Origin of the sequence: Williamsia soli, from assembly GCF_017377795.1 — a bacterium.
GTDB classification, from domain to species: domain Bacteria; phylum Actinomycetota; class Actinomycetes; order Mycobacteriales; family Mycobacteriaceae; genus Williamsia; species Williamsia soli.
Genome location: NZ_JAFRDR010000001.1, coordinates 871799 through 896374, shown reverse-complemented (window position 1 = coordinate 896374; position 24576 = coordinate 871799). Strand labels below are relative to the sequence as shown.

General features: G+C 65.3%; 20 protein-coding genes. 11 read left to right on the top strand and 9 right to left on the bottom strand.

Features of this window, described 5'->3' with window-relative positions; translation table 11 throughout:
• Positions 1-78: 78 nt before the first annotated feature.
• Together J3S28_RS04005 and J3S28_RS04000 are read left to right on the top strand one after the other, a co-directional pair.
• The gene (locus J3S28_RS04005; RefSeq protein ID WP_207837774.1) at positions 79-687 is read left to right on the top strand and encodes a hypothetical protein; all 609 of its coding nucleotides are present in this window, start codon (positions 79-81) and stop codon (positions 685-687) included.
• 991 nt (positions 688-1678) lie between these two features.
• Positions 1679-2470 carry a hypothetical protein gene (locus tag J3S28_RS04000; protein WP_207837772.1) on the top strand — a complete coding sequence of 264 codons (792 nt, stop codon included), beginning with the start codon at positions 1679-1681 and terminating at the stop codon, positions 2468-2470.
• 223 nt (positions 2471-2693) lie between these two features.
• On the opposite strand, the gene J3S28_RS03995 is transcribed toward J3S28_RS04000, so the two are convergent.
• Positions 2694-4193, bottom strand: a complete 1500-nt coding sequence (locus tag J3S28_RS03995; protein WP_307796813.1) for a PucR family transcriptional regulator — start codon at positions 4191-4193, stop codon at positions 2694-2696.
• A gap of 187 nt (positions 4194-4380) precedes the next feature.
• On the opposite strand from J3S28_RS03995, the gene J3S28_RS03990 reads away from it, so the two are divergent.
• The 6 genes from J3S28_RS03990 to J3S28_RS03965 all read left to right on the top strand — a co-directional run bounded on the left by J3S28_RS03990 (position 4381) and on the right by J3S28_RS03965 (position 13201).
• On the top strand, positions 4381-5781 hold the full coding sequence (locus tag J3S28_RS03990; RefSeq protein WP_207837766.1) for an aminobutyraldehyde dehydrogenase: 1401 nt from the start codon (positions 4381-4383) through the stop codon (positions 5779-5781).
• Positions 5778-7127, top strand: coding sequence for a 4-aminobutyrate--2-oxoglutarate transaminase (gene gabT / locus J3S28_RS03985; protein ID WP_207837763.1), 1350 nt, complete (start codon positions 5778-5780; stop codon positions 7125-7127). The genes J3S28_RS03990 and gabT overlap by 4 nt, the downstream gene beginning before the upstream one ends.
• A 10-nt stretch (positions 7128-7137) precedes the next feature.
• Complete coding sequence (locus tag J3S28_RS03980; RefSeq protein WP_207837760.1) at positions 7138-9147, top strand: primary-amine oxidase; 2010 nt, start codon at positions 7138-7140, stop codon at positions 9145-9147.
• The gene (locus J3S28_RS03975; RefSeq protein ID WP_207837758.1) at positions 9140-10618 is read left to right on the top strand and encodes an NAD-dependent succinate-semialdehyde dehydrogenase; all 1479 of its coding nucleotides are present in this window, start codon (positions 9140-9142) and stop codon (positions 10616-10618) included. The genes J3S28_RS03980 and J3S28_RS03975 overlap by 8 nt, the downstream gene beginning before the upstream one ends.
• Complete coding sequence (locus J3S28_RS03970) at positions 10615-11628, top strand: agmatine deiminase family protein (RefSeq protein ID WP_207837756.1); 1014 nt, start codon at positions 10615-10617, stop codon at positions 11626-11628. The genes J3S28_RS03975 and J3S28_RS03970 overlap by 4 nt, the downstream gene beginning before the upstream one ends.
• 139 nt (positions 11629-11767) lie before the next feature.
• Positions 11768-13201 (top strand): purine-cytosine permease family protein, encoded by a 1434-nt coding sequence (locus J3S28_RS03965; RefSeq protein WP_207837754.1) that lies wholly within the window; start codon positions 11768-11770, stop codon positions 13199-13201.
• 3 nt (positions 13202-13204) lie between these two features.
• Here the strand turns inward: J3S28_RS03965 and J3S28_RS03960 are convergent, their stop codons facing one another.
• Positions 13205-14731 (bottom strand): PucR family transcriptional regulator, encoded by a 1527-nt coding sequence (locus J3S28_RS03960; protein ID WP_207837752.1) that lies wholly within the window; start codon positions 14729-14731, stop codon positions 13205-13207.
• Between the two features lie 108 nt (positions 14732-14839).
• On the opposite strand from J3S28_RS03960, the gene J3S28_RS03955 reads away from it, so the two are divergent.
• The 3 genes from J3S28_RS03955 (at position 14840) to J3S28_RS03945 (ending at position 18444) form a co-directional block, all read left to right on the top strand.
• Positions 14840-15334 (top strand): nucleoside deaminase, encoded by a 495-nt coding sequence (locus J3S28_RS03955; protein WP_207837750.1) that lies wholly within the window; start codon positions 14840-14842, stop codon positions 15332-15334.
• On the top strand, positions 15331-16314 hold the full coding sequence (locus J3S28_RS03950) for an isopenicillin N synthase family dioxygenase (protein ID WP_207837747.1): 984 nt from the start codon (positions 15331-15333) through the stop codon (positions 16312-16314). Before J3S28_RS03955 ends, J3S28_RS03950 begins: the two co-directional genes overlap by 4 nt.
• Positions 16315-16428: 114 nt before the next feature.
• Positions 16429-18444, top strand: coding sequence for an acyl-CoA dehydrogenase family protein (locus J3S28_RS03945; protein ID WP_207837745.1), 2016 nt, complete (start codon positions 16429-16431; stop codon positions 18442-18444).
• A gap of 82 nt (positions 18445-18526) precedes the next feature.
• Here the strand turns inward: J3S28_RS03945 and mce1N are convergent, their stop codons facing one another.
• The 7 genes from mce1N to hemC form a co-directional block, all read right to left on the bottom strand.
• Complete coding sequence (gene mce1N / locus J3S28_RS03940) at positions 18527-19081, bottom strand: transport-regulating membrane protein Mce1N (protein WP_207837742.1); 555 nt, start codon at positions 19079-19081, stop codon at positions 18527-18529.
• Positions 19078-19473, bottom strand: coding sequence for a hypothetical protein (locus J3S28_RS03935; protein ID WP_207837739.1), 396 nt, complete (start codon positions 19471-19473; stop codon positions 19078-19080). Before J3S28_RS03935 ends, mce1N begins: the two co-directional genes overlap by 4 nt.
• Positions 19470-20195: a hypothetical protein gene (locus J3S28_RS03930; RefSeq protein WP_207837736.1), complete on the bottom strand. Its 726-nt coding sequence runs from the start codon at positions 20193-20195 to the stop codon at positions 19470-19472. The genes J3S28_RS03935 and J3S28_RS03930 overlap by 4 nt, the downstream gene beginning before the upstream one ends.
• A 78-nt stretch (positions 20196-20273) precedes the next feature.
• Positions 20274-20825: a hypothetical protein gene (locus J3S28_RS03925; RefSeq protein WP_207837733.1), complete on the bottom strand. Its 552-nt coding sequence runs from the start codon at positions 20823-20825 to the stop codon at positions 20274-20276.
• A gap of 71 nt (positions 20826-20896) precedes the next feature.
• Positions 20897-21892: a porphobilinogen synthase gene (gene hemB, locus J3S28_RS03920; RefSeq protein WP_207837730.1), complete on the bottom strand. Its 996-nt coding sequence runs from the start codon at positions 21890-21892 to the stop codon at positions 20897-20899.
• A gap of 9 nt (positions 21893-21901) precedes the next feature.
• Complete coding sequence (locus J3S28_RS03915; RefSeq protein WP_207837728.1) at positions 21902-23590, bottom strand: bifunctional uroporphyrinogen-III C-methyltransferase/uroporphyrinogen-III synthase; 1689 nt, start codon at positions 23588-23590, stop codon at positions 21902-21904.
• Between the two features lie 45 nt (positions 23591-23635).
• A complete protein-coding gene (gene hemC / locus J3S28_RS03910; RefSeq protein ID WP_207837726.1) occupies positions 23636-24571 on the bottom strand; it encodes a hydroxymethylbilane synthase in 936 nt (311 codons plus the stop codon).
• Positions 24572-24576 lie beyond the last annotated feature (5 nt).

The window sequence follows — 24576 nt, the reverse complement described above, 5'->3', positions numbered from 1 at the left end:
TCCCCATTCAGCCACCCAGAACAGCCTCCCGGTTTCGACATCACTTTCCAATGGATCCCAACAGCCACTTTCGACCCGATGAGCGCTGAGGGCACCTTCGTGCGCGCCTACATCGAATCGCACGAACTTGCCCGCGACGGAGGCAGCATCGCCTGGGGCTATCCGGGCTTTATAGCAGCATCTTTACCGGACATCAGCTGGCTGATCCAGCGCCAATCGTCCAACCTCAAGTTCACCGGAACCCTCTTCTATCGAACACTCCGCCGCGAAATGCACGGCAACGTCGTCACCCTCACACTCTGCCGATATGGCTATGCTTCTTCCACCGGGGACTGGTCCTACGGCACCCGGCCGCAAGAGACCGCTTCTACGGCGGGGCCGCAGTGGGGGGTGCGTTCGTTCAACCCACACCCACTCCTCGTCTCATTCGCAACCAATGGCCCCCCGCCGCCCGTCGGGCAGCGCGGATCCCACAAAGCGCCTGGCTCGAACGTCTTCGGCAACTGGAATGTTACCGAGTTCAACTTTGTCCCCCGAGACCCGATCGGTGGAGACACACCTGACTACGCGTCGTGCGAAACCGACCTCACCGGTATCCCGCGCCTCCCCGCCCTCAAGCACACCTATCAGGACCACCCGATTGCACCGTTGCCACCGTCGCCGGGCTGGCCAGGCACAGGACTATGAACCACCAAGTCTCACCATCCATGAACATATTGTTGCCGCGCAGAGATATGCGGGACCAATCGCCGTCAAGAGCAGTACGTTCGCAAGACCCTATGTTGTACTTTGACAATCTGCGGATTAATGGCCCGGACGGCAGAATTAACGACTTCCACGTTCGCCCAACCGTTTCGCGTCGTCCACCCATAATTGCAGTTGGATTGAGCAGAACAGGTCAATGGGTCGGCGAGAATGTCGATAGCAATTTTCGAAACATGAAGCGAATGAGGGTGGGCAGATCGCGTTCGGTGGGGCCAAGTCTGGCAATAATTTCAGTTGCATTCGTCCTGGCTGCCTGCAGTACAGCTGCTCCCAGATCGCTAGACGCGTCCAGAACGCAGACACCGCCCGAACAGTCGCAGCCCATTGGGATCAACACCACTTTCCAATGGCTACCAACCCCCGACTTCGACCTGATGAGTCCCGAGGGCTTGTTTGTACGAGCCTACGTCGAATCGTACGAGCACGCGCGTAACGGTCAAGACACTACCTGGGGCTACCCCGGTTTCGCGGCAGCATCTCCTCCCGACATCGATTCAGTGCTCGCGAACGACGATCTCGGCCTCCGATTCACAGGGACCTTCTTCTATCGACTCCTCCACCGCAAATATGAAGTCTCGTCGATGAAAATCACCCTCTGCCGGTACGGATACGCGACCTTCCCAGAAGGCAACGGTTCGACGTTCGACGACTGGCCTCCACGTCCAGTTTTGCTGAACGTAAACACGACTGGTGCGCAACCGCCAGCCCATCAACGCGGGCCCCGACGCGCACCTGTCACAAACGTATTCGGCGACTGGAAGGTTACCGAGATCGATTTCGTTCCGACCGACCCCCATATTGGCAAGACGCCGGACTATTCACTCTGCGCCGCCACTCTATCCGGCATTCCACCTCTTCCCACCGAACCTGCACAGCGATCAGAACCTGTTCCACCTCTCCCACCATCCCCCGGATGGCCGGACGCAAGCTTGTGAACTACCAGTCTCATGCGCGTAGCGCCGTGACTAAGTCGGTTACCAGAACCCCAACGCTGCGAGCGTTGAGTCTTCTCATCGTTCTGACGCTGACAGCCTGCGGTTCAGCAGTGATACCGAGCCCACCCACTATGCTCAGCCCAGCCGAGCACAGGCAGCCACGTGGGATCGATCTCTCATTCCGATGGATAACCACCCCGGAGTTCGACCCACTGAGCCCAGAAGGAACCTTCGTACGTGCCTGCGTCGAATCCTACGAGTTGGCACGCGACGGGATCGGCACCGAATGGGGCTATCCCGGTTTCGCAGACGCATCCCCGCCCAACATCGACATGATGCTCAAGCTCGACCAATTGGCACTGACGTTCAAGAGCACAGTCTATTACCGCCTGCTCCGTCGCCAATCAGGCAGTAATTCCACTCGAATCACACTGTGCCGCTATGGCGAAGCAAGCATTCGGCAGAAAGAGGGGTGGGAACACGGAGCCTGGGCACCTCAACCAGTGCTCATCGCATTCGAGACCGGCGGCTCGCCGCCGCCCGAAGGTGAGCGCGGACGATTTCGGGCACCCACAACGGACGTCTTCGGCGATTGGAAAGTGACCGTATTCGACCTTTTCGCGGACGATATTGACGGCCAGCCATCCCTCAGCCAGCAATGCGACCACGATCTCACAGGACTACCAACTCTTCCAGCAGAACCGTATCCACGTGCCGAACCAGTTCCACCGTTGCCGCCGTCCCCTGGCTGGCCCGGCGTGGGCTTGTGATTACCAACCTTGTGACTGGCACCGCGCCCACCGGGCATCCGGGACAACGCGTCTAGGGCTCGAGAGACACTGCCAAAACCGGAGGATTCGATACTTCCTCCGACACCAGCCACATCCTCCGACTGCAACCGGAGGACCTGACGACAGTCGGAGGAACTGTGACTACCTCCGACTTCGGCAGTGAATGTCGTCCCGAACCACCCGCCTCCGACCGGTCAGTAGGTCAACGAGGGTCGGCGAGGATGATCAGCAACAGCTCGGCTCGGGTACGGGCATCGGTCAGGTCAACCCGAAGCAAACCCTCGATGCGGTCGACCCGGTTGCGCAGCGTGTGCCGATGCACCCCTACCGTCGCAGCGGCGGTCTCCCAGTGGCCATTGGCCAGCAGGTAACCGCGCAGGGTCGCGACGAGACCACCCTCGTGGGTGCGGTCGTACTCGAGTAGCGGCCCGAGGACAGTGTCGTGGGCACCGCTGAAGGCCCGACGAACCGGTTCGAGGGACAGCACCGACCCCTGCGCAAGCAGATCGACCACCTCGCCTTCCGCCGCGACCACGCAGCTGAGCCGGGCTTGCCGCACGGAGTCGGCGATCTCGTCGACCGACGCCACGGTCCCGAGACCGCCTCGCGCCCCCTGGACCCCCACCATGCCGAGCACCGATTCGGCGAACCCGCGCTGGTCCTCCCCCCGCAACAAGACGACCACCTCGCTACCACTCTGCTCGACAAAGACCGGACGCCAACGCGATTGGAGTTCGACGGCGATGGACGCCGCGGCCCGCTGGGCACCGCCGACACCGGAGTACTGGACGACGGCGGCCCGAACCCGACCCTCGCGGTCTGCGGCTCGCAAGACGATGTTGCGGGCCGCGGCAGGAGGCGGGCCGGCCATGGCCATCGTCAGCGCGTCGGCGTGCAGCGCCTGCTGATCGCGCAGGACCTGCCCCGGCTTCGCTTGTTCGAGACTGAGCAGCGACGTGGCATGACCCACCAGCACCCGTTCGAGGTCGCCGAGCGGGGTATCTCCGAGCACGACCAGATGACCGAAGACATTGCCGGACACACTGATTCGCTGCACCGTGATCACGTGCTCGTCGGTCATCGTGACGCCGCTCGATGCGGCGGGATCACGGCTGATCTGGGCGCGCACCGTTGCCAGCTCGTCGGCGGACACGGCCTGCGGTCGCGCACTGACCACCTGCTGTTCGCGGTCGAGCAGCACGACAGTCTGCTCGATCGCGTCGGCGAGTTCGCGCACGACAGCCGGCATCCCGCCTGCGATCACCGCCCGGGTGATCCGTGGCTGGGTATGCGACGCCCGCACGAACTGGTCGAACCGCTGCGCAGCGATGCGGTCGAGCACAGTGCGAGCGATCGCCGAGAACGGCACCGGCAGGGGCACCTTGATCAGCGGCAATCCGAGATCGTTGGCGATCTCGACGAGATCCTCGGGGACGTCGTCGAACCCCAGGCCGACACCGAACCCGACGCCGGCGATCCGGGTCTCATCAAGGCGCGTCAGATAGGTGCGCCGATCCCGCGTCGACTCCGGGAGACGCAACCCGGTGGTGAGTAACAGTTCCCCGCCTGCCAGCCACTCGTGCGGCGCCGGCAGCTCTGAACTGAGAGCGCAGTCGATGTCGCGATCCTGACCGGCTGCGCCGCCGAGGAGGGTCAGCTGCAGATCGCGCTGGGCCAGCAGCCAGCGCACCGTGGTCGTCACGGCATCGCGACTTTGCTGAGCCCATTCACGGCGGCGTATACCTGCACAGACTTGGTTCGCATTGGACAAATAGTAGTGCCTGAGCGGCATCACTGGACGTTCTGTCAGGTCCGCACACGGGCTCGTCGGCGAAGACTGAGACCATCGCTTGCCACTAACCGCCCCCAACCGAGAGTGACCTGGTGTTATGGCCAATCAGATCTTGAAGAACTACATCAACGGAGAGTTCGTGGCGTCCACCGGCACGGAGACGTTGGACCTCATCAACCCCACCGACGAATCGGTGGTGGGCACCTCACCCATCTCGTCGGACGCCGATGTCGACGCCGCCATGTCCGCCGCCGCGAAGGCATTCGAGACCTGGGGCAAGACGACGCCGAAGACACGGCAGACGGCGCTGCTGAAGCTCGCCGACGCCATCGAGGCGAGCTCGGACAAGTTGGTCGCGGCGCAGGCTCGCAACACCGGCCAGCCGGACGATCAGATCGCCGACGAGGAGGTCACCGTCGGCGCCGACCAGATCCGCTTCTTCGCGGGTGCCGCCCGCCTGCTCGAGGGCAAGTCGGTCGGCGAGTACATGGAGGGTTTCACCTCGTACGTCCGGCGTGAGCCGGTCGGTGTCGTCGCTCAGGTGACGCCGTGGAACTACCCCTTGATGATGGCGCTGTGGAAGATCGGCCCCGCCATCGCCGCGGGCAACACCGTCGTCCTCAAACCGTCGGACACCACCCCGGAATCGACGCTCGTGCTCGCGGAGATCTCCAAGAGCATCCTGCCCGACGGCGTCCTGAACGTGGTGCTCGGTAACGGCGCTACCGGAGCGGCCCTCGTCGGACACAAGACGCCGAGCATGGTGTCGATCACCGGCTCGGTACGCGCAGGGATCGCGGTGGCCGTGTCGGCGGCGCAGAACCTCAAGCGCGCCCACCTCGAACTCGGCGGCAAGGCGCCCGCAGTGGTGTTCGCCGACGCCGACCTGGACAAGGCCGTCGACGGCATCGGCGACGCGTCGTTCTTCAACGCGGGTCAGGACTGCACTGCGGTCACCCGGATCCTCGTGCATTCCTCGATCCACGACAAGTTCGTCGACGCCCTGATCGAGAAGGCCAAGGACACCACCGTGCCGCCGCTCAACAACATCAACCACTTCACCAAGGTGACCTCGATCCTCGACTCGGTACCATCCCACGCCACGGTGGTGACCGGCGGCAAGCGTAAGGGCGACAAGGGGTTCTACGTCGAACCGACCGTGATCACCGGGGTCCGTCAAAGCGACTCGCTGGTGCAGGACGAGACCTTCGGGCCCGTCGTCACGGTGCAGGCGTTCGACGACGAGGCGCAGGCACTGGAGTTCTCGAACGATGTCAGTTACGGCCTGGCCTCCAGCGTGTGGACGACAGACAACGGCACCGTCGGCCGGATGACCGCGGGCCTCGACTTCGGTTGCGTGTGGGTCAACTGCCACATCCCGCTGGTCGCAGAGATGCCCCACGGCGGCTTCAAGAACTCGGGCTACGGCAAGGACCTCTCGTCGTACGGCGTCGAGGACTACACCCGCATCAAGCACGTCATGAGCTCGATCGAATGACCGCCGTGACAGCGCCCCAGTACCGGCTGCCTCAGCAGCGAAACCTGGTCACGGCCCTACCCGGTCCGAAATCCTCAGAGTTGCAGGGCCGTCGAGCGATGGCCGTCGCCGGCGGAGTCGGGTCGAGTGTCCCGGTCTACGCCGCAGACGCCGACGGTGGAGTCATCGTCGACGTCGATGGCAACTCGTTGATCGACTTCGGATCAGGCATCGCGGTGACGACGGTGGGAGCGGGCAACGCCGCCGTGGCCGCCGCTGTCGCCGAGCAGGCGAGCCACTTCACCCACACCTGCTTCATGGTCACTCCCTACGAGGGATACGTCGCAGTCGCGGAAAGACTCAACCATCTGACACCTGGCGACCATCAGAAGCGCACGGTGCTGTTCAACTCGGGCGCCGAGGCCGTGGAGAACGCGATCAAGGTGGCGCGCTTGGCCACCGGCCGCGACGCGGTGGTGGCGTTCGATCACGCCTATCACGGTCGCACCAACCTGACGATGGCGCTGACCGCGAAAACGATGCCGTACAAGTATGGTTTCGGCCCGTTCGCGCCGGAGGTCTATCGGATCCCGATGTCGTATCCCTATCGCGACGGACTCGACGGTGCCGAAGCGGCCAAGCGCGCGATCTCGATGATGGACAAGCAGATCGGCGGCGACCAGCTCGCGGCGATCATCATCGAGCCAATCCAGGGCGAGGGCGGCTTCATCGTCCCCGCGCCGGGATTCCTGATGGCACTTGCTGGTTGGGCGCGAGCCAACGGAATCGTGTTCATCGCGGACGAGGTTCAGAGCGGTTTCGCCCGCACGGGCGCCTGGTTCGCCAGCGACCACGAGGGCATCGTGCCCGATCTGGTGACCATGGCCAAGGGCATCGCCGGCGGGATGCCGCTGTCTGCCCTGACCGGTCGTGCGGACCTGCTCGACGCCGTGCACGCCGGTGGACTCGGTGGGACCTACGGTGGCAACCCGGTGGCCTGTGCCGCCGCTCTCGCCGCCATGGACGTGATGACCGAACTCGATCTGCCCGCCCGCGCCCGCCACATCGAAGAGCTCGCCGGGGGCCGCCTCCGCGCGATGGCGTCGGTGACGCCGGAGATCGGTGAGGTCCGCGGCAGGGGCGCGATGCTCGCCATCGAACTCGTCAAACCCGGCGGCACAGAACCGAATCCGGAGCTCACCAAGGCTCTGGTCGCCGCGTGCCTGACCCAAGGTCTGGTGCTGCTGTCCTGCGGGACGTACGGCAACGTCATCCGACTGCTGCCGCCGCTGGTGATCGACGACGCCCTGTTGAACGACGGCCTCGACGTACTCGAGAACGCCCTGAACGATCTCACCGGCCGGTAGGAGACCACGCGTGACCACTGCATCGACGTTCCATCCCCTCGATCCCTTCTCCGCCGACGAGTTCCGGGCCACCGCAGCGCTGATGCTGCGTGATCACGGGGTCGGCGAGGGGTGGCGATTCAACTCCATCGAGCTGCTCGAGCCGAGCAAGGCCGAACTGGCCGACTACGCCGCAGGTGGCGTCGAGCCACCTCGCCGCGGCGTCGTCACCTGCCTCGACTCCAGTCGTAACGCCACCTACAAGGCGGTGGTGTCGCTGTCGGAGGACACCGTCGAGTCCTTCGATCACATCCCCGGCGTGCAGGCGAACTTCACGGTCGACGAGTTCGAGGAATGCGATGAGGTGCTGCGTGGGCACCCCGATGTGATTGCGGCCCTGGCCAAACGCGGCATAACCGACCTCGAACTGGTGTTCATGGACACCTGGACCTACGGCGATGCGGTGGCACCGGAGAAGTACCGCGACCGGCGCATCGGCTGGTCGGACACCTGGGTCAAGGGCGAGGCGGGCGCCAATCCCTATGCGCATCCGGTCAGCGGACTGCACTGTGTGATCGACCTGAACACGATGGAACTGCTCGAGATCGAGGACACCGGTGGCGTCGAACCCCCGGAGGTGATGGGCGAATACGTACCGGCCCGCATCCCTGAACGGATCCGCAACGCCTCCCGCCGGGAACCGCTGAAACCGTTGGAGATCACCCAGCCTGAGGGACCGTCATTCACCCTCGAAGGCAACAAACTGACCTGGCAGAATTGGTCACTGCGGGTTGGTTTCAATCACCGCGAGGGCATGACCCTGCACACCATCAGCTACAACGACGACGGTCGCGAGCGTTCGGTCGCGCACAAATTGTCGTTCGCAGAGATGATGGTCCCCTACCGCGATCACTGCGAAGACCACTACCGCAGAACTGCATTCGACATCGGCGAGTGGGGTCTGGGTTTCATGACCACCTCGCTGGAACTCGGCTGCGATTGCCTCGGCGAGATCCGCTACCTCGATGCCGTGCTCCACAACAGCAAGGGCGAGCCCTACACGATCACCAACGCCATCTGCATCCACGAGGAGGACAACGCGGTCCTGTGGAAGCATGTCGACCACGACGCCGGCGCCGAGGTGCGCCGGATGCGCCGCCTCACGGTCTCGTTCCACGTCACCGTCGCGAACTACGAATACCTCGTCTACTGGCGCTTCTACCAGGACGGCAACATCGAATGCGAGGTCCGGGCCACCGGCATCATGGTGACCACCCCGTTTGCGCCGGGCGGCACCCACCCTCACGGAACGCTGGTCGACGAACGCACGTATGCCCCCTACCACCAACACTTCCTGGTCGCCCGCCTCGATCTCGACGTCGACGGCACCCAGAACACCGTGTACGCCAGCGAGACCGAGATCGAGCCCATGGGACCGAACAACCCTTACGGTCTGTCCCTCGTGCAGCGCAACACTCCTCTGCGCACCGAAGAAGAAGGCAAGCAGGACATGAACTGGGCCACCCAGCGGGCCTGGAAGGTGGTCAACACCAACACCACCAATGGTCTGGGTACCAACCCGTCCTACAAACTCGTTCCCGGTGATGCCATCCCGTCCATGTTCGACCCTGCCTCGCCGATCTTCCAGCGCGCACAGGTGATCGGGCACACCGTCTGGGTCACGCCGAACAGTCCCGACGAACGCTGGCCGGCAGGTGAGTTCGTCAACCAGTCATCGGTCGACACGGGGCTCGGCGAGTGGACGAAAGCCAACCGCAGCATCGACAACACCGATGTCGTCGTCTGGTACACCTTTGGCGTCCACCACATCACCCGCCCCGAGGACTGGCCCATCATGCCTGCCGACACCGTGTCGTTCTGGCTCAAGCCTTTCGGATTCTTCGACCGCAACCCCTCCCTCGACGTGGCACCGAGCCCGAGTTCTCACTGCCATTACGACGATTCCGGTTCAACCGGGCACGATGATTCCGGTTCAACCGGGCACGACACTCCTGATCCGAAAGGACACTGCCATGACTGACACCTCCACTGACCCGATCGCGCAGTATCGTGACCTGCTGGCGACGGTGCCCACCGGGCTGTGGATCAACGGGGACTCCGTGGCGGCGTCTTCCACAGAGACCTTCTCGGTGGACGATCCGGCGACCGGCACGTCGCTGCTGCACATCGCCGACGCAACGCCGGACGACGCGAACACCGCACTCGAGAGCGCTCTCGCCGTGGCTGACGAATGGGCAGACACCGCACCAAGGGCCCGATCGGAGATCTTGCGGGGCACCTTCGAGCTCATCCGCGAGCACGCCGACGACATGGCGATGATCATGACGCTCGAGATGGGCAAGGCCCTGCCCGACTCGGTCGCGGAGATCAACTACGGCGGTGAGTTCTTGCGCTGGTTCGCCGAAGAGGCGGTACGGGTTGCGGGCCGCTTCACGAAGTCACCGGGTGGTACCGGCCGCATCATGGTCACGCATGCCCCGGTCGGGGTGGCCTTCGCCATCACGCCGTGGAACTTCCCGCTGGCCATGGGAACCCGCAAGATCGGCCCCGCGCTGGCGGCAGGTTGCACGATCATCGTCAAACCCGCGCACGAGACGCCGCTGACCATGCTCTACCTGGCAAAGCTGTTCGGCGAGGCCGGATTGCCGGCAGGCGTGCTCTCGGTGCTGCCGACCAGCAAATCCTCCGAGGTCAGCACCCCGCTGATCGCTGACCCACGCGTCCGCAAGATCAGCTTCACCGGGTCGACACCCGTCGGCCGCACGCTGATCGGTCAGGCGGCCGAAAACGTCCAGCGCACGTCGATGGAACTCGGCGGCAATGCCCCGTTCCTGGTGTTCGACGACGCAGACGTCGACAAGGCCGTCGAAGGTGCCTTCGCGGCGAAGACCCGGAACGGTGGGGAAGCGTGCACTGCGGCCAATCGCTTTCTGGTGCAAGAAGGTGTCGCCGAGGAGTTCACCGCCGCGCTCACCGAGAAGATGAAGGCCATGGTGCTCGGCCGCGGGTACGACTCCGACACCACGCTCGGGCCCATGGTCAGCGTCAAGCAACAGACGTCGATCGCGAAGGCGGTGTCGAAGGCGGTTGCCGACGGCGCGCGTGTTCGCCTCGGCGCCGACCCCGCCGACGACGCGGGCTGCTTCTACCCCGCCACCGTTCTCGATCAGGTTCCGTCCGACGCCGAGATCGTCTGCAATGAGATCTTCGGCCCCGTCGCTGTGATCAGCACCTTCGCCTCCGAGGACGAGGCAATCGCTGCCGCGAACGCGACCGAATACGGTTTGGCCGCTTACCTTTACACTCAGGACCTCGATCGGGCACTGCGAGTCGCCGACAAGATCGAATCCGGGATGGTGGGTATCAACCGCGGTGTCATCTCCGATGTCGCGGCGCCGTTCGGTGGCGTCAAGCAATCGGGCATCGGCCGCGAAGGCGGCTCCGAAGGCATCTACGAATATCTCACCACGAAATACATCGCCCTGACATGAGCAACTGGACGATGCCCGCCGAGGGCGCACCGCAGGACAAGATCTGGATGGCCTACCCCGTAGAGGGGTATTCCCTCGGCGACACCGCCGCCGCGCGCGACGAGGCACGAGCGACGTGGGCAGCCGTCGCACACGCCGTGCTCGACTTCGAACCGGTCACCATGATCGTCGACCCCGAAGAGATCTCGACCGCACGCCAGTATCTTTCGGCCGACATCGAGATCGTCGAAGCGCCATTGAACGATGCCTGGGCCCGTGACATCGGGCCGACCTTCGTGCTCGGCGAGGACGGCCGCCTCGGCGCCGTCGACTGGATCTTCAACGGCTGGGGTGCCGCATCGTGGGCGCGATGGGACAAGGACCAGCACATCGGGAAGCTGATCGCCGAGCTGTCCGGAGCCGAACTGATCGAGTCGCCGATGATCAACGAGGGCGGCGGCATCCAGGTCGACGGCGCAGGCGCCGTACTGGTCACCGAGTCGGTGCAACTCGGCGAAGGACGAAACTCAGACTGGACCAAGGCCCAGGTCGAAGCCGAGTTGGCGCGCACCATCGGCGCCGAGCGGGCAATCTGGCTGCCGCACGGCCTGACTCGCGACAACGAGAAGTTCGGTACTCGCGGGCACGTCGACATCGTCGCCGCGATGGCGTCCCCGGGGGTGGTGCTGGTGCACGATCAGCAGAATCCTGATCACCCCGACTTCGCGGTCAGCGCCCGGATCAAGGCGCTCCTCGCCGACGCCGAACCGGACTGGGAGATCATCGGGGTCCCCGCACCCACCGTGCTGACCGACGACGAAGGTCCCGTCGACTACAGCTACATCAACCACCTCGTGGTCAACGACGGTGTCATCGCCTGCAGCTACGACGACCCCAACGATGCGCGGGCCGCGGCAATCCTCGCCGAGGTCTACCCCGGCCGCACCGTGACGGCCGTGGACGCGCGCCCCCTGTTCGAACGCGGGGGCGGCATCCACTGCATCACCCAGAACCAACCCACCGCCCGATGATGGTGGGTGCTGGCGACCAAACGCCCAGGTCGCCGTCGCCAGAACCCACCACTTTCGGACAGAACGACGCGTCGGAGGTCTCTCGCAGCAGACGATCTGTCAGTTGCCCCGGGCGCCTGCGACAAGGGACCGTTGCGCCATGACATCGACGACTCCCCGCACGACCCCGGACGGCACCGCATCGCCGGACGCCCCGGAGGCAGCACTGGGCAATTACGGCGACAAAGTCCTCGCAGTGGAGCCGGGCGGTAACGAGTTCATCCCACCCGAAGCCCGGCACGGCAAACCCCGCGGGCTGTTCTGGACCTGGACCGCCCCCAACCTCGAGTTCGCGACGATCTTCCTAGGGATCATCGCGGTCCTGTATTTCGGCCTGAGCTTCTGGCAGGCCATCGCCGCGATGGCGATCGGCAATCTGCTCGGAGCGCTCGCACACTACGTGCTGTCCGCTCGCGGACCGCTGCACGGGGTGCCGCAGATGGTGCTGGGCCGCCTCGGTTTCGGGTACCGCGGCAACATCCTTCCGGCCGCCTTCATGACGGTGATGTGTGGTGTCGGCTGGTTCGCCACCAACAGCGTCAGCGGCGCACTGGCGCTCAACACCCTGTTCGGACTGCCGTCGGTACTCGCGCTGATCATCATCGTGCTCGCGCAGACCGCCTTCGCGTTCTGTGGCCACAACCTGGTCCAGGGCTTCGAACGGCTCGCCGCACCCGTGCTGGCTGTGGTGTTCGTGCTGGCCGGCGTGTTCATCTTCCGTGATGCCGACCTCGGGATGGCCGCAGCCGACGGCGGAGCCGGTCTGGGCGGCTTTTTGCTCACCCTCGGTGCAGCATTCGGCTACACCGCCGCGTGGACGCCCTATGCTGCGGACTACACCCGGTACCTGCCTGTGAACGTGTCGAAGTTCCAGACGGGGTTCTTCGCCTCCTCCGGCCTGTTCGTGTCGACCACCGCGCTGATGGCGATCGGCGCGGCGTCGGTCACCATCGGCGCCGACGCCGACCTCAGCCCCACCGACGCATTCACCGGATCCCTGCCGTCGTGGGTCGCCGACCTGACCCTGCTCGCGATCGCCATCGGCGCGGTCGCTGCCAACGCCATCAATCTGTATTCGGGCGCAATGGCTTTCGTGACCATGGGCTTCAAGATGTCGGTCGGCATCCAGCGCGCGGTGGTCACCGCGGTCTTCGGCGTCGTCGGGTTCCTGGTGGCCTGGTGGGCACTGGCCGACGCGGCCGCCAACTACGAGACGTTCCTGCTGATCGTCGCCTACTGGATCGGTCCGTGGCTCGGCATCGTCCTGGCCGACCAACTACTCCGGCGCGGACGTCCGGTTGCGGATCTGCTCTACGACACCAAGTACACCAACTGGGGTGGGCTGCTCTCGTTCGTCATCGCACTCGTCGTCTCGGTCGCGTTGTTCGCCAACCAGGAGCGCTATGTGGGGTGGGTGGCCGAAGCCGTCCCCGAGCTCGGCGACATCGCCTTCTTCATCGGCTTCCTCATCGCGTTCGGGGGGTACATCCTGTTGTCCCGCAACAAGTTGAACAGGGAGTACTCGCAGATCTGATCCTCATTCTCCGCTGCGGCCCTGTGCGCGATGTGCGCACAGGGCCAGCAACAGTCCCGGGTAGGTCTGAGCAGCGGCGAAGTCGAACCCGATCAGCCCACGGATCCGTTCCAGACGCTGATAGAGGCTCTGCCGGCCGATGTTCAGCGTCGCGGCCGATCGGGTGGCACTGCATCCGTGCCGCAGATGCACCTCGAGTGTGCGGGTCAGCTCCGAGCCGTGTTCGGCATCCCAGGTGATGACCGGAGCGATGGCGGCCACCAGGTCGGCGCGCACTGCGGCGTCGAGCGTCTCCATCGCGAGATCCGCGGCCAGCGCGCGTGTCGACGTCACCGCGTCAGCCGACCCGGCAGCGACACGTCGATCCGCCACCGCCAACGACAGCGCATGCCTCACCCGCAGCAGCGACGTCGACAACTCCTGCGCATCGATCTGTACCGGGTCGCCGACGACAACCGTCGCCTCGTCAGCGAACTCCCGATACGCATCGGCGATCACGGTCACATCGTCGTGACCGGGCCTGCCCGTCGAGATCAATGCGTACGACGTCGCGTGGACCTGCGCGTGCATGGAATGCGCAGCAAGGTTTTTCACTACAGACGCGGTGATCCGAGAGGCCATCCGCGGCGTCGGGACGTCGACGGCCACCGGAACGATCTGCGAAGTTCGGGCCGGTCGAAATCCAGCCGCACCCAGACGCATCACCAGATCTGATCGGCGATCGATACGGCGCTCCAACAGATCTGACACCAACGACGACGCCGCGCGATGTGGCAATCCGGCGAGCTCGCGGGTCAACGACAGCGTGACACCGAGCGGGCCCGCCCCGACCTCGAGCAACGTCAGCAGGTCATCGGCATCGAGCGGCGAACCCGGACCGGCGACCAGGGTCGCGATCACTTCACCGCGCATCCCGACAGGCACCGATGCCGCTTGTGCATCCACCGCCTGCCACGCCGAGTGATCGTCGTCGAGGCCCTCGGCAGCCATCAGCGCATTGCCCCTGCCCAACAGCACCAGCGGGCAACCCACAGCAGCCGCAATACATTTGAGTATCGCGGGTGCCCCGGTACCGGCCGCCATCTCGGCATGTAGCGCGGCATCGAGCTCGCTCCGTCTGCGCAGGGCGCCGACCTCCCGCGACACCAGATCGGTGTTCGCCGCCCGGCACAGGTCGATGAACGGAACCACCTTACGCAGCACGATGAACGGGAATCGCGCAGACGACGCCTCTCGCACCATCTCGCCGGGCGCCTGGTCGAAGGTACGACCCAACTCCACGGCCACCCCCGCGACACCACGCTGGGCGAGTTCGCGGATGTAATGCCGGCGCGTCCCGGAATCAACCCCTGCGAGCCCGAGACCCGTTGTCAGCAGCAACTCCCCACCAGAGAGAAGCGGGCCGATCTCGAAGATCTCGCTGGAATGCACCCAACGGACCTCGTTGTCGAGGCCATCGTGTCCGCTGAGCACCTGCGGGTCGGCCGCCGTGAGATGCCGATCCAGCACGTCACGCAAAGTCAGCACCACTGGCGACGGCCCTCCTACGATTGCCCGACGAATTGCACGCCGGATTCCGGTTGCCCCGCGACACTATGTCAGTTGCCGCATGTCCGCGAGACGGGCACCGTTGTGGGCATGACGACATCCACCGATGTGCCACCGACCACGCTCCTCGAGATCGCGTACGCCGAGGCTCAACAAAGCCTCGCTGAGGGCGGTATCCCGATCGGGGCAGCCCTGTTCGCCTCGGACGGCACGCTCCTCGGCCGTGGCCACAACCGCCGGGTCCAGAACGACGATCCGTCGGTCCACGGTGAAACAGACGCTTTCCGCAACGCCGGCCGCCAGACCGACTATCGATCGACGATCATGGTCACCACCCTGGCGCCGTGCTGGTACTGCAGCGGACTGATCCGGCAGTTCAACATCGGCTCCGTGATCGTCGGCGAGAACACCACCTTCCAGGGCGGCGAGAACTGGCTCAGCGACCTGGGCGTCTCGGTGACCGTGCTGAACGACCCGCGCTGCATCTCGATGATGTCCTCGTTCATCGACCTCAATCCCCGCCTGTGGAATGAGGACATCGGTGTCGCCGCAGAGTCGGAGTTCGACCAGGCGGTGGCAGAATGAGCAGTCCTGTTCTGACTGTGGACATCTCGCAGTGGCGCGCCGGTGGCGATGCGGCCACGGCACTCTGTGCTGCCGTCGACGAGAGCTTGCAGAAGGCCGGGTTCCTGCTGGTCACCGGCCACGGCATCGATCCCGAACTCCCCCGCGCCCTGCGCGCCGCTGCACGCGAGTTCTTCGCGCTACCAACGGAAGTGAAGGACAAGTACGCGGTGGCCGTCGGCGGCCGCGGCTGGATCGGCCCGGGGATGGAGGCCAACGGCTATTCCGAGGGAACCGAGACCCCACCCGATCTCAAAGAGACGTACAACTGCGGCGCCCAGACACCCGTCGGCGACCCCGTCGTGGACGCCCTGTGGTTCCCGCCCGACGTGTGGCCGGCGGAGGTGCCGGCGCTGCGCGACCTGTTCATCGAATACTGCCGCCAGATGAAGTCGCTCTCCGACGACCTCCTTGCGCTGATGTCGGCGTCCCTCGGACTGACCGATTCGGCCAATCCCTTTCTGGGACTTGCCGACAATGCGACGTGGACGTCGAACATCAATCATTATCCGGCATTGACCCAGACCGGTCCGGTCGAGGACGGCCAGTTCCGGATCGGGCCGCACACCGACTTCGGCACGGTCACGGTACTCGACCGCGAACCCGGTGCCGGCGGACTCCAGGTCCACAGCGACGAGGGGGGCTGGGCCGACGCGCCGTACGACCCCGCTGCGCTGACCATCAACATCGGTGATCTGCTCGAGTACTGGACTGCCGGCCGCTGGCGTGCGGGTCGACATCGGGTCCTACCACCGCCGTCCCAGGCTCCTGATGAAGACCTCGTCTCCTTGATCTTCTTCTATGAGCTCAACCACGACGCGGAGGTCGTCCCGCTGCAGCCCCCGGTCGGCGTCGAAGCCGGTCGACCGCCTGTCGTCTCGGGCGAATTCATCGGCGAACGCCTCGACGCGATCACAATCGGTGCACCCGCCTCGACGTGACCGGACGAGTTGTCACCATGGGCGTCAGCCATTGCCGTAACCCGACCTACTGAGTGTGACGCGTATCTACACGTATCCGGGGTTGCAGCGCGAAGCGCTGGGTATTCTCGAATCATGACTGCCATCGAAGCCAGTTCCGCGGATCTGCCCGCTCCCGGTGAACCAGATGCCCTGTCGAGTGCGACGCCTGACGACGATCTCGAGCTGCTGATCGACAATCTGCGGATTGCCCTCGACGGCCGCTGGCGCACCACCCGTGAGACGGTACGCGGGCAGCTGAACCACGCCGAGTACCTCCCTGATCCGTCCCGGACGCTGGACGAGGCACGTGCCCGCATGCTGGAGCTCATGAAAGAGCTGACCTCGCACGGGTTCCCGCGGTCCGGCTTCTTGGAAAAGCACGGTGGCACGGGCGACATCGGCGCATCGATCAGCGCCATCGAGCTCCTCGGCTACGCGGATCTGTCCCTGATGGTCAAGGCGGGCGTGCAGTGGGGACTGTTCGGCGGTGCCGTCGAGAATCTCGGTACTGCCCGACACCACGAGACGCTGGTGCCCGGGCTCATCAATCTCGATCTACTCGGCTGTTTCGCGATGACCGAGACCGGCCACGGCTCCAACGTGCAGGCCTTACAGACCACCGGCACGTACGATGCGGCGACCGGCGAGTTCGTCATCCACTCCGAATCCCATCTCGCCCGCAAGGACTACATCGGAGGCGCTGCGCAGCACGCCAAGGTTGCCGCGGTGTTCGCGCAGTTGGTCACCGCAGGCCCCGGAGAGGAGCCCACGAGTCGCGGCGTCCACTGTTTCGTCGTGCCGCTGCGTGACGACGAGGGCAACGACCTGCCCGGCGTCACCACGAGCGACGACGGATACAAGGGTGGTCTGGCCGGAGTCGACAACGGGCGTATCGAATTCGATCACGTCCGGATCCCGCGGGAGAACCTGCTCAACCGCTACGCCGATGTCGCGGAAGACGGCACCTACAGCTCACCTATCGACAACGAGAACCGCCGCTTCTTCACCATGCTCGGCACCCTCATCCGAGGCCGCGTCAGTGTCGCCGCCACGGCGGGCGCCGCAGGCCGCAAGGCCCTGACGATCGCCACCCGATACGGGCTGGCGCGCAAGCAGTTCGAGTCCCCCGACTCCGACGACGAGATCACCATCATGGACTACCTGGGTCACCAGCGAAAACTGCTGCCCCTCATCGCGAAGTCCTACGCGCTGACCTTCGCGCAGAACGAGATCATCGAGGAACTGCATGAACTCCAGTCCGCGGAGGACCTCGACGAAGATCGTCAGCGTCAACTCGAGAGCGCCGCAGCCGGATTGAAGGCGATGACCACCTGGCACGCGTCCAACACGATCAACGTGTGTCGCGAAGCGTGCGGCGGAGCCGGATATCTCGACGAGAACCAGCTCTCGATCATGCGCGGTGACATCGATGTGTTCACCACGTTCGAAGGCGACAACACCGTCCTGACCCAGCTCGTGGCGAAAGAGCTCCTGTCGGCGTACGCGCAAGATGTCCGCGGTCTCAACACGGTCGGCTGGGCCCGGTTCATCGCCGGGATGGCCCGCGACGTCATCCTCGAGAAGTCTGCCGCCCGCCAGGTCGTGCAGACGCTGCTCGACGGCTCCGACGAGGATCCCGAAGAGTCCGAACTCACGAACCGCGGCACGCAGATCCGGCTCTTCCGCAACCGAGAGGACCATCTGCTGCGGACGTGCGCCAACCGGCTGCGGCGCGCCACCGAGAACGACAACGATCCGTTCGAGATCTTCAACGGCGCCCAAGATCACCTGCTCAAGGTCGGAACAGCCCACACCGAACGCGTGGTCCTCGAGGCGTTCGTCGACGCGATCGACCGGTGCGACAGCAAGGCCGGGACCGAGTTGCTGGGCAAGGTGTGCGACCTGTTCGTCTACTCGGCGCTCGACGACGACCTCGACTGGTTCCTGATGCACCGGCACATCTCGGTGGAACGCGCCAAGGCCATCCGCCGCGGCGTGAACGAACTGTGCCGCGACCTGCGGCCACATGCCCGCACCCTCGTCGACGCCTTTGCAGTGCCCGAGGAGTTGCTGAAGACGGTCATGGTTGGGGACCAGGAAGCGCAGTAGTCTCACCAACGCAAAAGCACATTGTTCAGTCAAAAGCACATGTTGCAACGTGTGCAAATGGCTGAACAGTGTGCTTTTGTTGTCAGTCGTCGTCGGGTCGCGGTTTGCGCTTGGGCCCCAGACCCAGCGCGACAGCCTGCTGGGCCTGCACGAGTTCTGACCGGAACACGGACACGTCCCGGGCCCAGGCCTGAGCCAGCTTCCCGTTGGTCATCTTGATCCCGACGCCTTTACGACGACGGGGTACCGCCGACAGTTCACCGAGCGCGGGCGCGCTCTCCCACTTCTGGGGTTCGGGGCTGTTGTTCTCGGGAAAGATCTCGGCGATCTCGTCGAGCAGAATGGTCTGCGCGCCCTGCCGCAGCGACCGCTCGGTCAGCATCATGCTCACGTGGGTTCTGGCCGCGTAGACCTGCACCAGTGAAAAACCGCCGATGACGAGGGCGAACACGAGCAGGGCAGGCCAATGCAGCCTGCCGCCGCCGATGATTTCGGTGATCAGCACGATCAGACACAGCACTGGACCGATAGCGACCACCCACCACGCGCCACCCGACTCTGCGTAGAGGACCTCGCCCTCGTCCACACTCTCGTCGTCGGCGACGACGTCATCGTCGTCCGGGTACTCCTCGCTCATTTCTCGGCGAACCACGGATCCGCCGAGGGTCGGTAAGCCATCATCGACCCGACCAATGCACAAAGACTGAACAGCAGCGGCGCCGCGGCGACCTGGGCCACCAGCAGCGATGCCAGCACTCCGAGCGCGACCAGCACCAGGGTGAAGACGGCCAACGCCGACCGCCAGCGTGGGTCACCGGGGAAGGCCTTTCGCGCGAGCACGATCAGACCAGCACCGATGGCCGCGAAGAACACCCCGAATATGACGAACCCTGCGCCATTCGCGACCAGACTCACGATGATGATGGCCACGCCGTAGAGGGCCAGCAGCACGCCTGCGGCCATCCACAGCCAATAGGCCCTGGTGACCAGCTTCGGCGGGACCGCCGGATCGACGGGCGTAGCGCTCACTTGCGTTCTCCTGTGTCGGGCTCATTCTGGGACTGCTGGGAGTTCTGGGGACCCGGCGGCTGATACTGCTGCGGCGGATACCCGGGCTGACCGTACTGCGGATACTGCGGGTGTTGTCCGGCACCCGGATACTGCCCCGGGTTCTGACCTGGATACTGCCCCGGCGGGGGATAACCGCCCACCGGGGGATATCCGCCGACTGGGGGATATCCGCCGGGCGGGTACGTCGACGTCGGCCGTTTCTTCTCTGCCCGCCACGCAGCCATGTCCTTGCAGTACTGATCGGAGTCGCGGTGCAGGAGCAACACCCCCGCGCCCAGTGCCCCCACGCCACCGATCACCGTCGGGATCATCGTCCAGTGGTCTGCCCCTGCGACGAAGAAGGCGTAGACGGTCTGCACCACCAGGTAGAAGCTGAGGAACCCGAGGCCGAGCCGGGCCCAGTTCCGTCCCGAACGCGCGAACCAGGTCAACGTCCCGCAGATGCCGCCGATCATCACGATCGAGATCACGATCACCATCGTGACGACGAGACCGTAGGAGACCGGTTGACCTTGACGCGCCATGTCATCGCGGACCTGATCGATCTGATCGGAGGCCATCGTGAACTGACCGCACACGGCCACGATCTGCGCGATGGTCACCAGGACCCACAGTTCGGTGGCGATCGCGAGAGAACTGGCGAGCGGCGGCCGCTCTGGCTGCTGCGGGGTCACGGACATGGGCACCAGCCTAGTGGCTCCGGCCCGACGCCTTGAGTTGTCTCCCGGCGTTCGGCCGGCCATCGACGTCCGACCCGACTACCGATCCCTCGACGAGTCGATCTGCATCCGGTGGTCGCAGATCCAGTCCCGGTAGGCCACCACATCGACCCCGAGAATCGTCGCACTGACCTCGACGGGCACCCCTTCGCCTGCCAGCAGCCGCATCAGGGGGAACCAACCGGACTGATGCAGGGGCGGATCGGCGACCAGTTCCCGGGCGCGGAGGCGGACCGTACTCTCAAAAGCACGCATCAAACTGTCACAGTCTTCGACAGGCTCCACGGGTCGGCGTCCGGCTCCGCGCAGCCGTGTCTCCGAGCCGCTCAGCTGCTGGCGGGAACGCTCCACGCGCGCCGCGGTCTCTGCCTCGAAGACCCGGACCGGCTGATCCCCGGCCAGCCACCGCCGGAAATCTGCCGCATCGAACTCCAGGACCGCCGCCGACGCCTCCACCGGAATACCGTCGTCGCGCAGCTGTTTCACGAAGCGGTACAGGTCATCTCGCGTCGCGATGTCACCCTGCGCGCTCCACCGTCGCCTGATCGAGCGTGAGAAGACGTGCTCGACGCGATTCGATCCATCCGACACGGCAGTTCCCCCAGCACCCCATTCGCATCATCAGCCCCCACCAATGAACGATCACCAATCATCTGTGACGTTCAATGTAGCGCAGCTGCGACCTCGTGGGCCCAATATGTGAGCACGATGTCAGCTCCGGCGCGGCGGATACCGAGAAGGGACTCGAGGATCGCCGCATCGCGATCGATCCAGCCACGCTCGGCGGCGGCGGTGATCATCGCGTACTCACCCGAGATCTGATAGGCCGCAACCGGTACATCGGCCGCGTCCGCGACCTTGCTCAGCACGTCGAGATACGACATCGCCGGCTTGACCATCACCATGTCGGCGCCCTCGGCGAGGTCCAGGGCCAGCTCCCGCATGGACTCACGCGCATTGGCCGGATCCTGCTGATACGTCTTGCGATCACCCCGCAGCGACGAACCGACGGCCTCACGGAACGGGCCGTAGAAGGCCGAGGAGTACTTGGCTGTGTAGGCGAGGATCGCGGTGTCCGAGAACCCGGCGGCGTCAAGAGCCGCGCGGATCACCCCGACCTGGGCGTCCATCATCCCGCTGGGGCCGACGACGTGTGCCCCCGACCGGGCCTGCACCACTGCCATCTCGGCGTAGCGCTCCAGGGTGGCATCGTTGTCGACGACGCCATCGTCGCGCAGCACACCACAGTGTCCGTGATCGGTGAACTCGTCGAGGCAGGTGTCGGCCATGATCACCGTGGAGTCGCCGAGATCGGAGCGCAGATCCCGGAGAGCTGCGTTGAGCACCCCATCGGGATCGGTACCGGCACTGCCGACGGCGTCCTTGTCGGCGGCGGCCGGGACACCGAACAGCATCAGGCCACCGACACCTGCGGTGACAGCGTCACCCGCCGCACGCCGCAACGACTCCCGCGTGTGCTGGACGACGCCGGGCATCGAGCTGATCGGACGCGGTTCGTCGATGCCGTCGGCGACGAACATCGGCAACACCAGATGCCGCGGCTCCAGCGATGTCTCGGCAACCAGCCGACGCATCGCCGGAGTGCTGCGAAGTCGCCTGGGACGGTCGAACGGCGGACGGTTGAGAGGTGCGGTCATACCGCCAGCCTACGAGCGCGACCGACGAGCCTTCTTACGCGGCGGAGGCAGTGCGCCTTCGGCGCGCAGCCGAGCGGCGTGCTCGGCGAGCGCGTCCACCAGTTCCGGCACCGACGCGTTCTCCGGCCGCACGTCGACCCGCAGGCCGAACTCGGTTGCGGTTTCGGCGGTCTTCGGTCCGATGCAGGCCACGATCGTGCGCGCATGCGGCTTGCCGGCGATGCCGACCAGGTTGCGGACGGTCGAGCTCGAGGTGAAGCAGACCGCGTCGAAACCACCGGTCTTGATCATCTCGCGGGTCTCGGCGGGCGGCGGAGCCGCGCGGACCGTGCGGTACGCGGTGACGTCGTCGATCTCCCAGCCGCGGCCGCGCAGGCCTTCGGACAGGGTCTCGGTGGCGATGTCGGCGCGCGGCAACAGGATCCGGTTCACCGGGTCGAAGACGTCGTCGTATGGCGGGAAATCCTCGAGCAGTCCCAGTGAGGACTGCTCCCCCGAGGGCAGCAATTCGGGATTGATCCCGAATCCGCGGACCTTCTCAGCGGTGGCCTCACCGACGCACGCGATCTTGACGCCACTGAAAGCCCGTGCGTCCAAACCGAACTCGGCGAACTTGTCCCAGACCGCGCGGACGGCGTTGGTGGAGGTGAACACCACCCACTGGTAGCGACCGTCGACCAGACCCTTGACCGCGCGTTCCATCTGCGCCGGGCTGCGGGGCGGCTCGACAGCAATCGTCGGAACCTCCATCGGAATGGCGCCGTGCGTGACGAGACGGTCAGACATGTCGCCGGCCTGATCCTTGGTACGCGGCACCAGCACCGTCCAGCCGTACAGGGCGCGTGATTCCCACCAGCTCAGCTTGCCGCGCTGGGTGACGACCTTGCCGATGGTGACGATCAGCGGCCCGGTCAGGGCGCTGCCGCTCTCGTTCAGGGTGGCCAGCGTCGCCTCGATGGTGCGCTGCTGGCAGGTGGTGCCGTTGACCGTGATCGCGGCAGGCGTCTGCGCGGCCAGCCCGTGCTCGGTCAGCGCGCTGGCGGTCTCGGCCAGATGCCCCGACGTCGCGTGCAGGACGAGCGGTCCGGGCGCGGCGGCCAGAGCCGCCCAGTCGACCTCTCCGCGGACATCTGCCTCGGTGTGCCCCGAACCCAGCGGCATACCCGCGTAACTCGGCACAGCGGCCGTGGCGGGCAGTCCGGGGATGACCTCGAACTGCACCTGCGTGCGAGCGACCGCGTTGACCTCGGCGAGGACGGAATCGGTGGTCAACGGGTCGCCTGCGACGAGCCGGACCACGTCCTCACCCTCGCGGGCGGTCGCGACCAGCGTCTTGGCCACCTCGTTCGGATCGCCCAGTGCCGGACGCACATTGCTCAGCGGCTCGTCGGAAACAGGGGCGTCGGCGGCGGGGGTGTCTTGTTCCCCACCCTGATGCTCGGAGCCGTCTGCCGCGGCGCTAGGGTCTTGTTTGCTCGGTTTGACAGTCCGCGAGGAACCGGTCCTCGACTCGGCCTGTTGCCCGGGTTTGACACCGATCTGGTCGACGACCGCGGACGGCACGTCGGGATCGATGAACACCGTGACGGCGTTCTCGATCGCGGTGCGGGCGCGGACGGTCAACAATCCCGGGTCGCCGGGGCCTGCCCCGACAAAGAGAATGCGACCAGGGGTAACGGCCTTTTTGGTACGGCTCATGCTCAGCACTCCTGCCCCGTGGGGCTGTAGCTCGGCCCGCTGGCTCTAGAGGAGCTCTTTTGCTCCCTGATCCAGCAGTTCTGCGGCAAGTTCTCGGCCGAGTTCGGTCGCTCGTTCGGTCGGACCCACCACCGAGGCCTTGATCGCGTCCGAACCATCTTCGGCAACGACCGTCGCGCGGAGCGACAGCTCGGTGAAAACGCGTCCGTCCTCATCGATCGACTCGACCACCTCGGCCAAAGCACCGATCGGCGCCGTGCATCCGGCCTCGAGGGCCGCAAGCACCGCACGTTCGGCGTCAATCGCCGCACGGGTGGACGGATCGTCCAACTCGGCGAGAATGCTCACCAGTTGGGCATCGTCTGCGCGGCACTCCACGGCCAAGGCGCCCTGTGCAGGCGCCGGTAGCATCTGAACCGGATCCAACGCTTCGGTGACCTCATCGGTCCGTCCGATTCGTACGAGTCCGGCCCGGGCCACTACCACCGCGTCGAGTTCCCCGCTGGCGACTTTGCCCAACCGAGAATCAAGGTTGCCTCGTAGGGGGCGGATTTCCAAACCGAGACCCAATGCTCTAAGCTGCGCTGCCCGTCGCGGCGCGGAAGTACCGATCGTGGCGCCCGGCAGCAGCTCACCCAGCACTTTTCCACCCGCGGCGACGAGTGCGTCGCGTGGATCCTCACGGGGCGGGATGGCGGCGATCTCGAGGCCTGGCTCGGGTGCGGTCGGCAGGTCTTTGTACGAATGCACCGCTACGTCGACCTCGCGGTTGGTCAGCGCCTGGCGAATCGCGGTCGTGAAGACACCGACCCCGATCTGCTGGACCGGAGCCGCGGACAGGTCGCCGGCAGTTTTGATGATGACCAGTTCAGCGGGATGGCCTGCCGCGATCAGACCGTCTCGGATGGTGCCGGCCTGGGTGGTGGCCAGCAAAGAACCACGGGTGCCGATCCGGATCGGATTCGGACTGGACTCACTCAATTGCT

Excerpts from the sequence above, each read along its gene's own strand:
- J3S28_RS04005 (WP_207837774.1), top strand. The coding sequence starts at position 79 with ATGAGCGCTGAGGGCACCTTCGTGCGCGCCTACATCGAATCGCACGAA.
- J3S28_RS04000 (WP_207837772.1), top strand. The coding sequence starts at position 1,679 with ATGGCCGGACGCAAGCTTGTGAACTACCAGTCTCATGCGCGTAGCGCC.
- J3S28_RS03990 (WP_207837766.1), top strand. The coding sequence starts at position 4,381 with ATGGCCAATCAGATCTTGAAGAACTACATCAACGGAGAGTTCGTGGCG.
- gabT (WP_207837763.1), top strand. The coding sequence starts at position 5,778 with ATGACCGCCGTGACAGCGCCCCAGTACCGGCTGCCTCAGCAGCGAAAC.
- J3S28_RS03975 (WP_207837758.1), top strand. The coding sequence starts at position 9,140 with ATGACTGACACCTCCACTGACCCGATCGCGCAGTATCGTGACCTGCTG.
- J3S28_RS03970 (WP_207837756.1), top strand. The coding sequence starts at position 10,615 with ATGAGCAACTGGACGATGCCCGCCGAGGGCGCACCGCAGGACAAGATC.
- J3S28_RS03965 (WP_207837754.1), top strand. The coding sequence starts at position 11,768 with ATGACATCGACGACTCCCCGCACGACCCCGGACGGCACCGCATCGCCG.
- J3S28_RS03955 (WP_207837750.1), top strand. The coding sequence starts at position 14,840 with ATGACGACATCCACCGATGTGCCACCGACCACGCTCCTCGAGATCGCG.
- J3S28_RS03950 (WP_207837747.1), top strand. The coding sequence starts at position 15,331 with ATGAGCAGTCCTGTTCTGACTGTGGACATCTCGCAGTGGCGCGCCGGT.
- J3S28_RS03945 (WP_207837745.1), top strand. The coding sequence starts at position 16,429 with ATGACTGCCATCGAAGCCAGTTCCGCGGATCTGCCCGCTCCCGGTGAA.
- mce1N (WP_207837742.1), bottom strand. The coding sequence starts at position 19,081 with ATGAGCGAGGAGTACCCGGACGACGATGACGTCGTCGCCGACGACGAG.
- J3S28_RS03930 (WP_207837736.1), bottom strand. The coding sequence starts at position 20,195 with ATGTCCGTGACCCCGCAGCAGCCAGAGCGGCCGCCGCTCGCCAGTTCT.
- hemB (WP_207837730.1), bottom strand. The coding sequence starts at position 21,892 with ATGACCGCACCTCTCAACCGTCCGCCGTTCGACCGTCCCAGGCGACTT.
- J3S28_RS03915 (WP_207837728.1), bottom strand. The coding sequence starts at position 23,590 with ATGAGCCGTACCAAAAAGGCCGTTACCCCTGGTCGCATTCTCTTTGTC.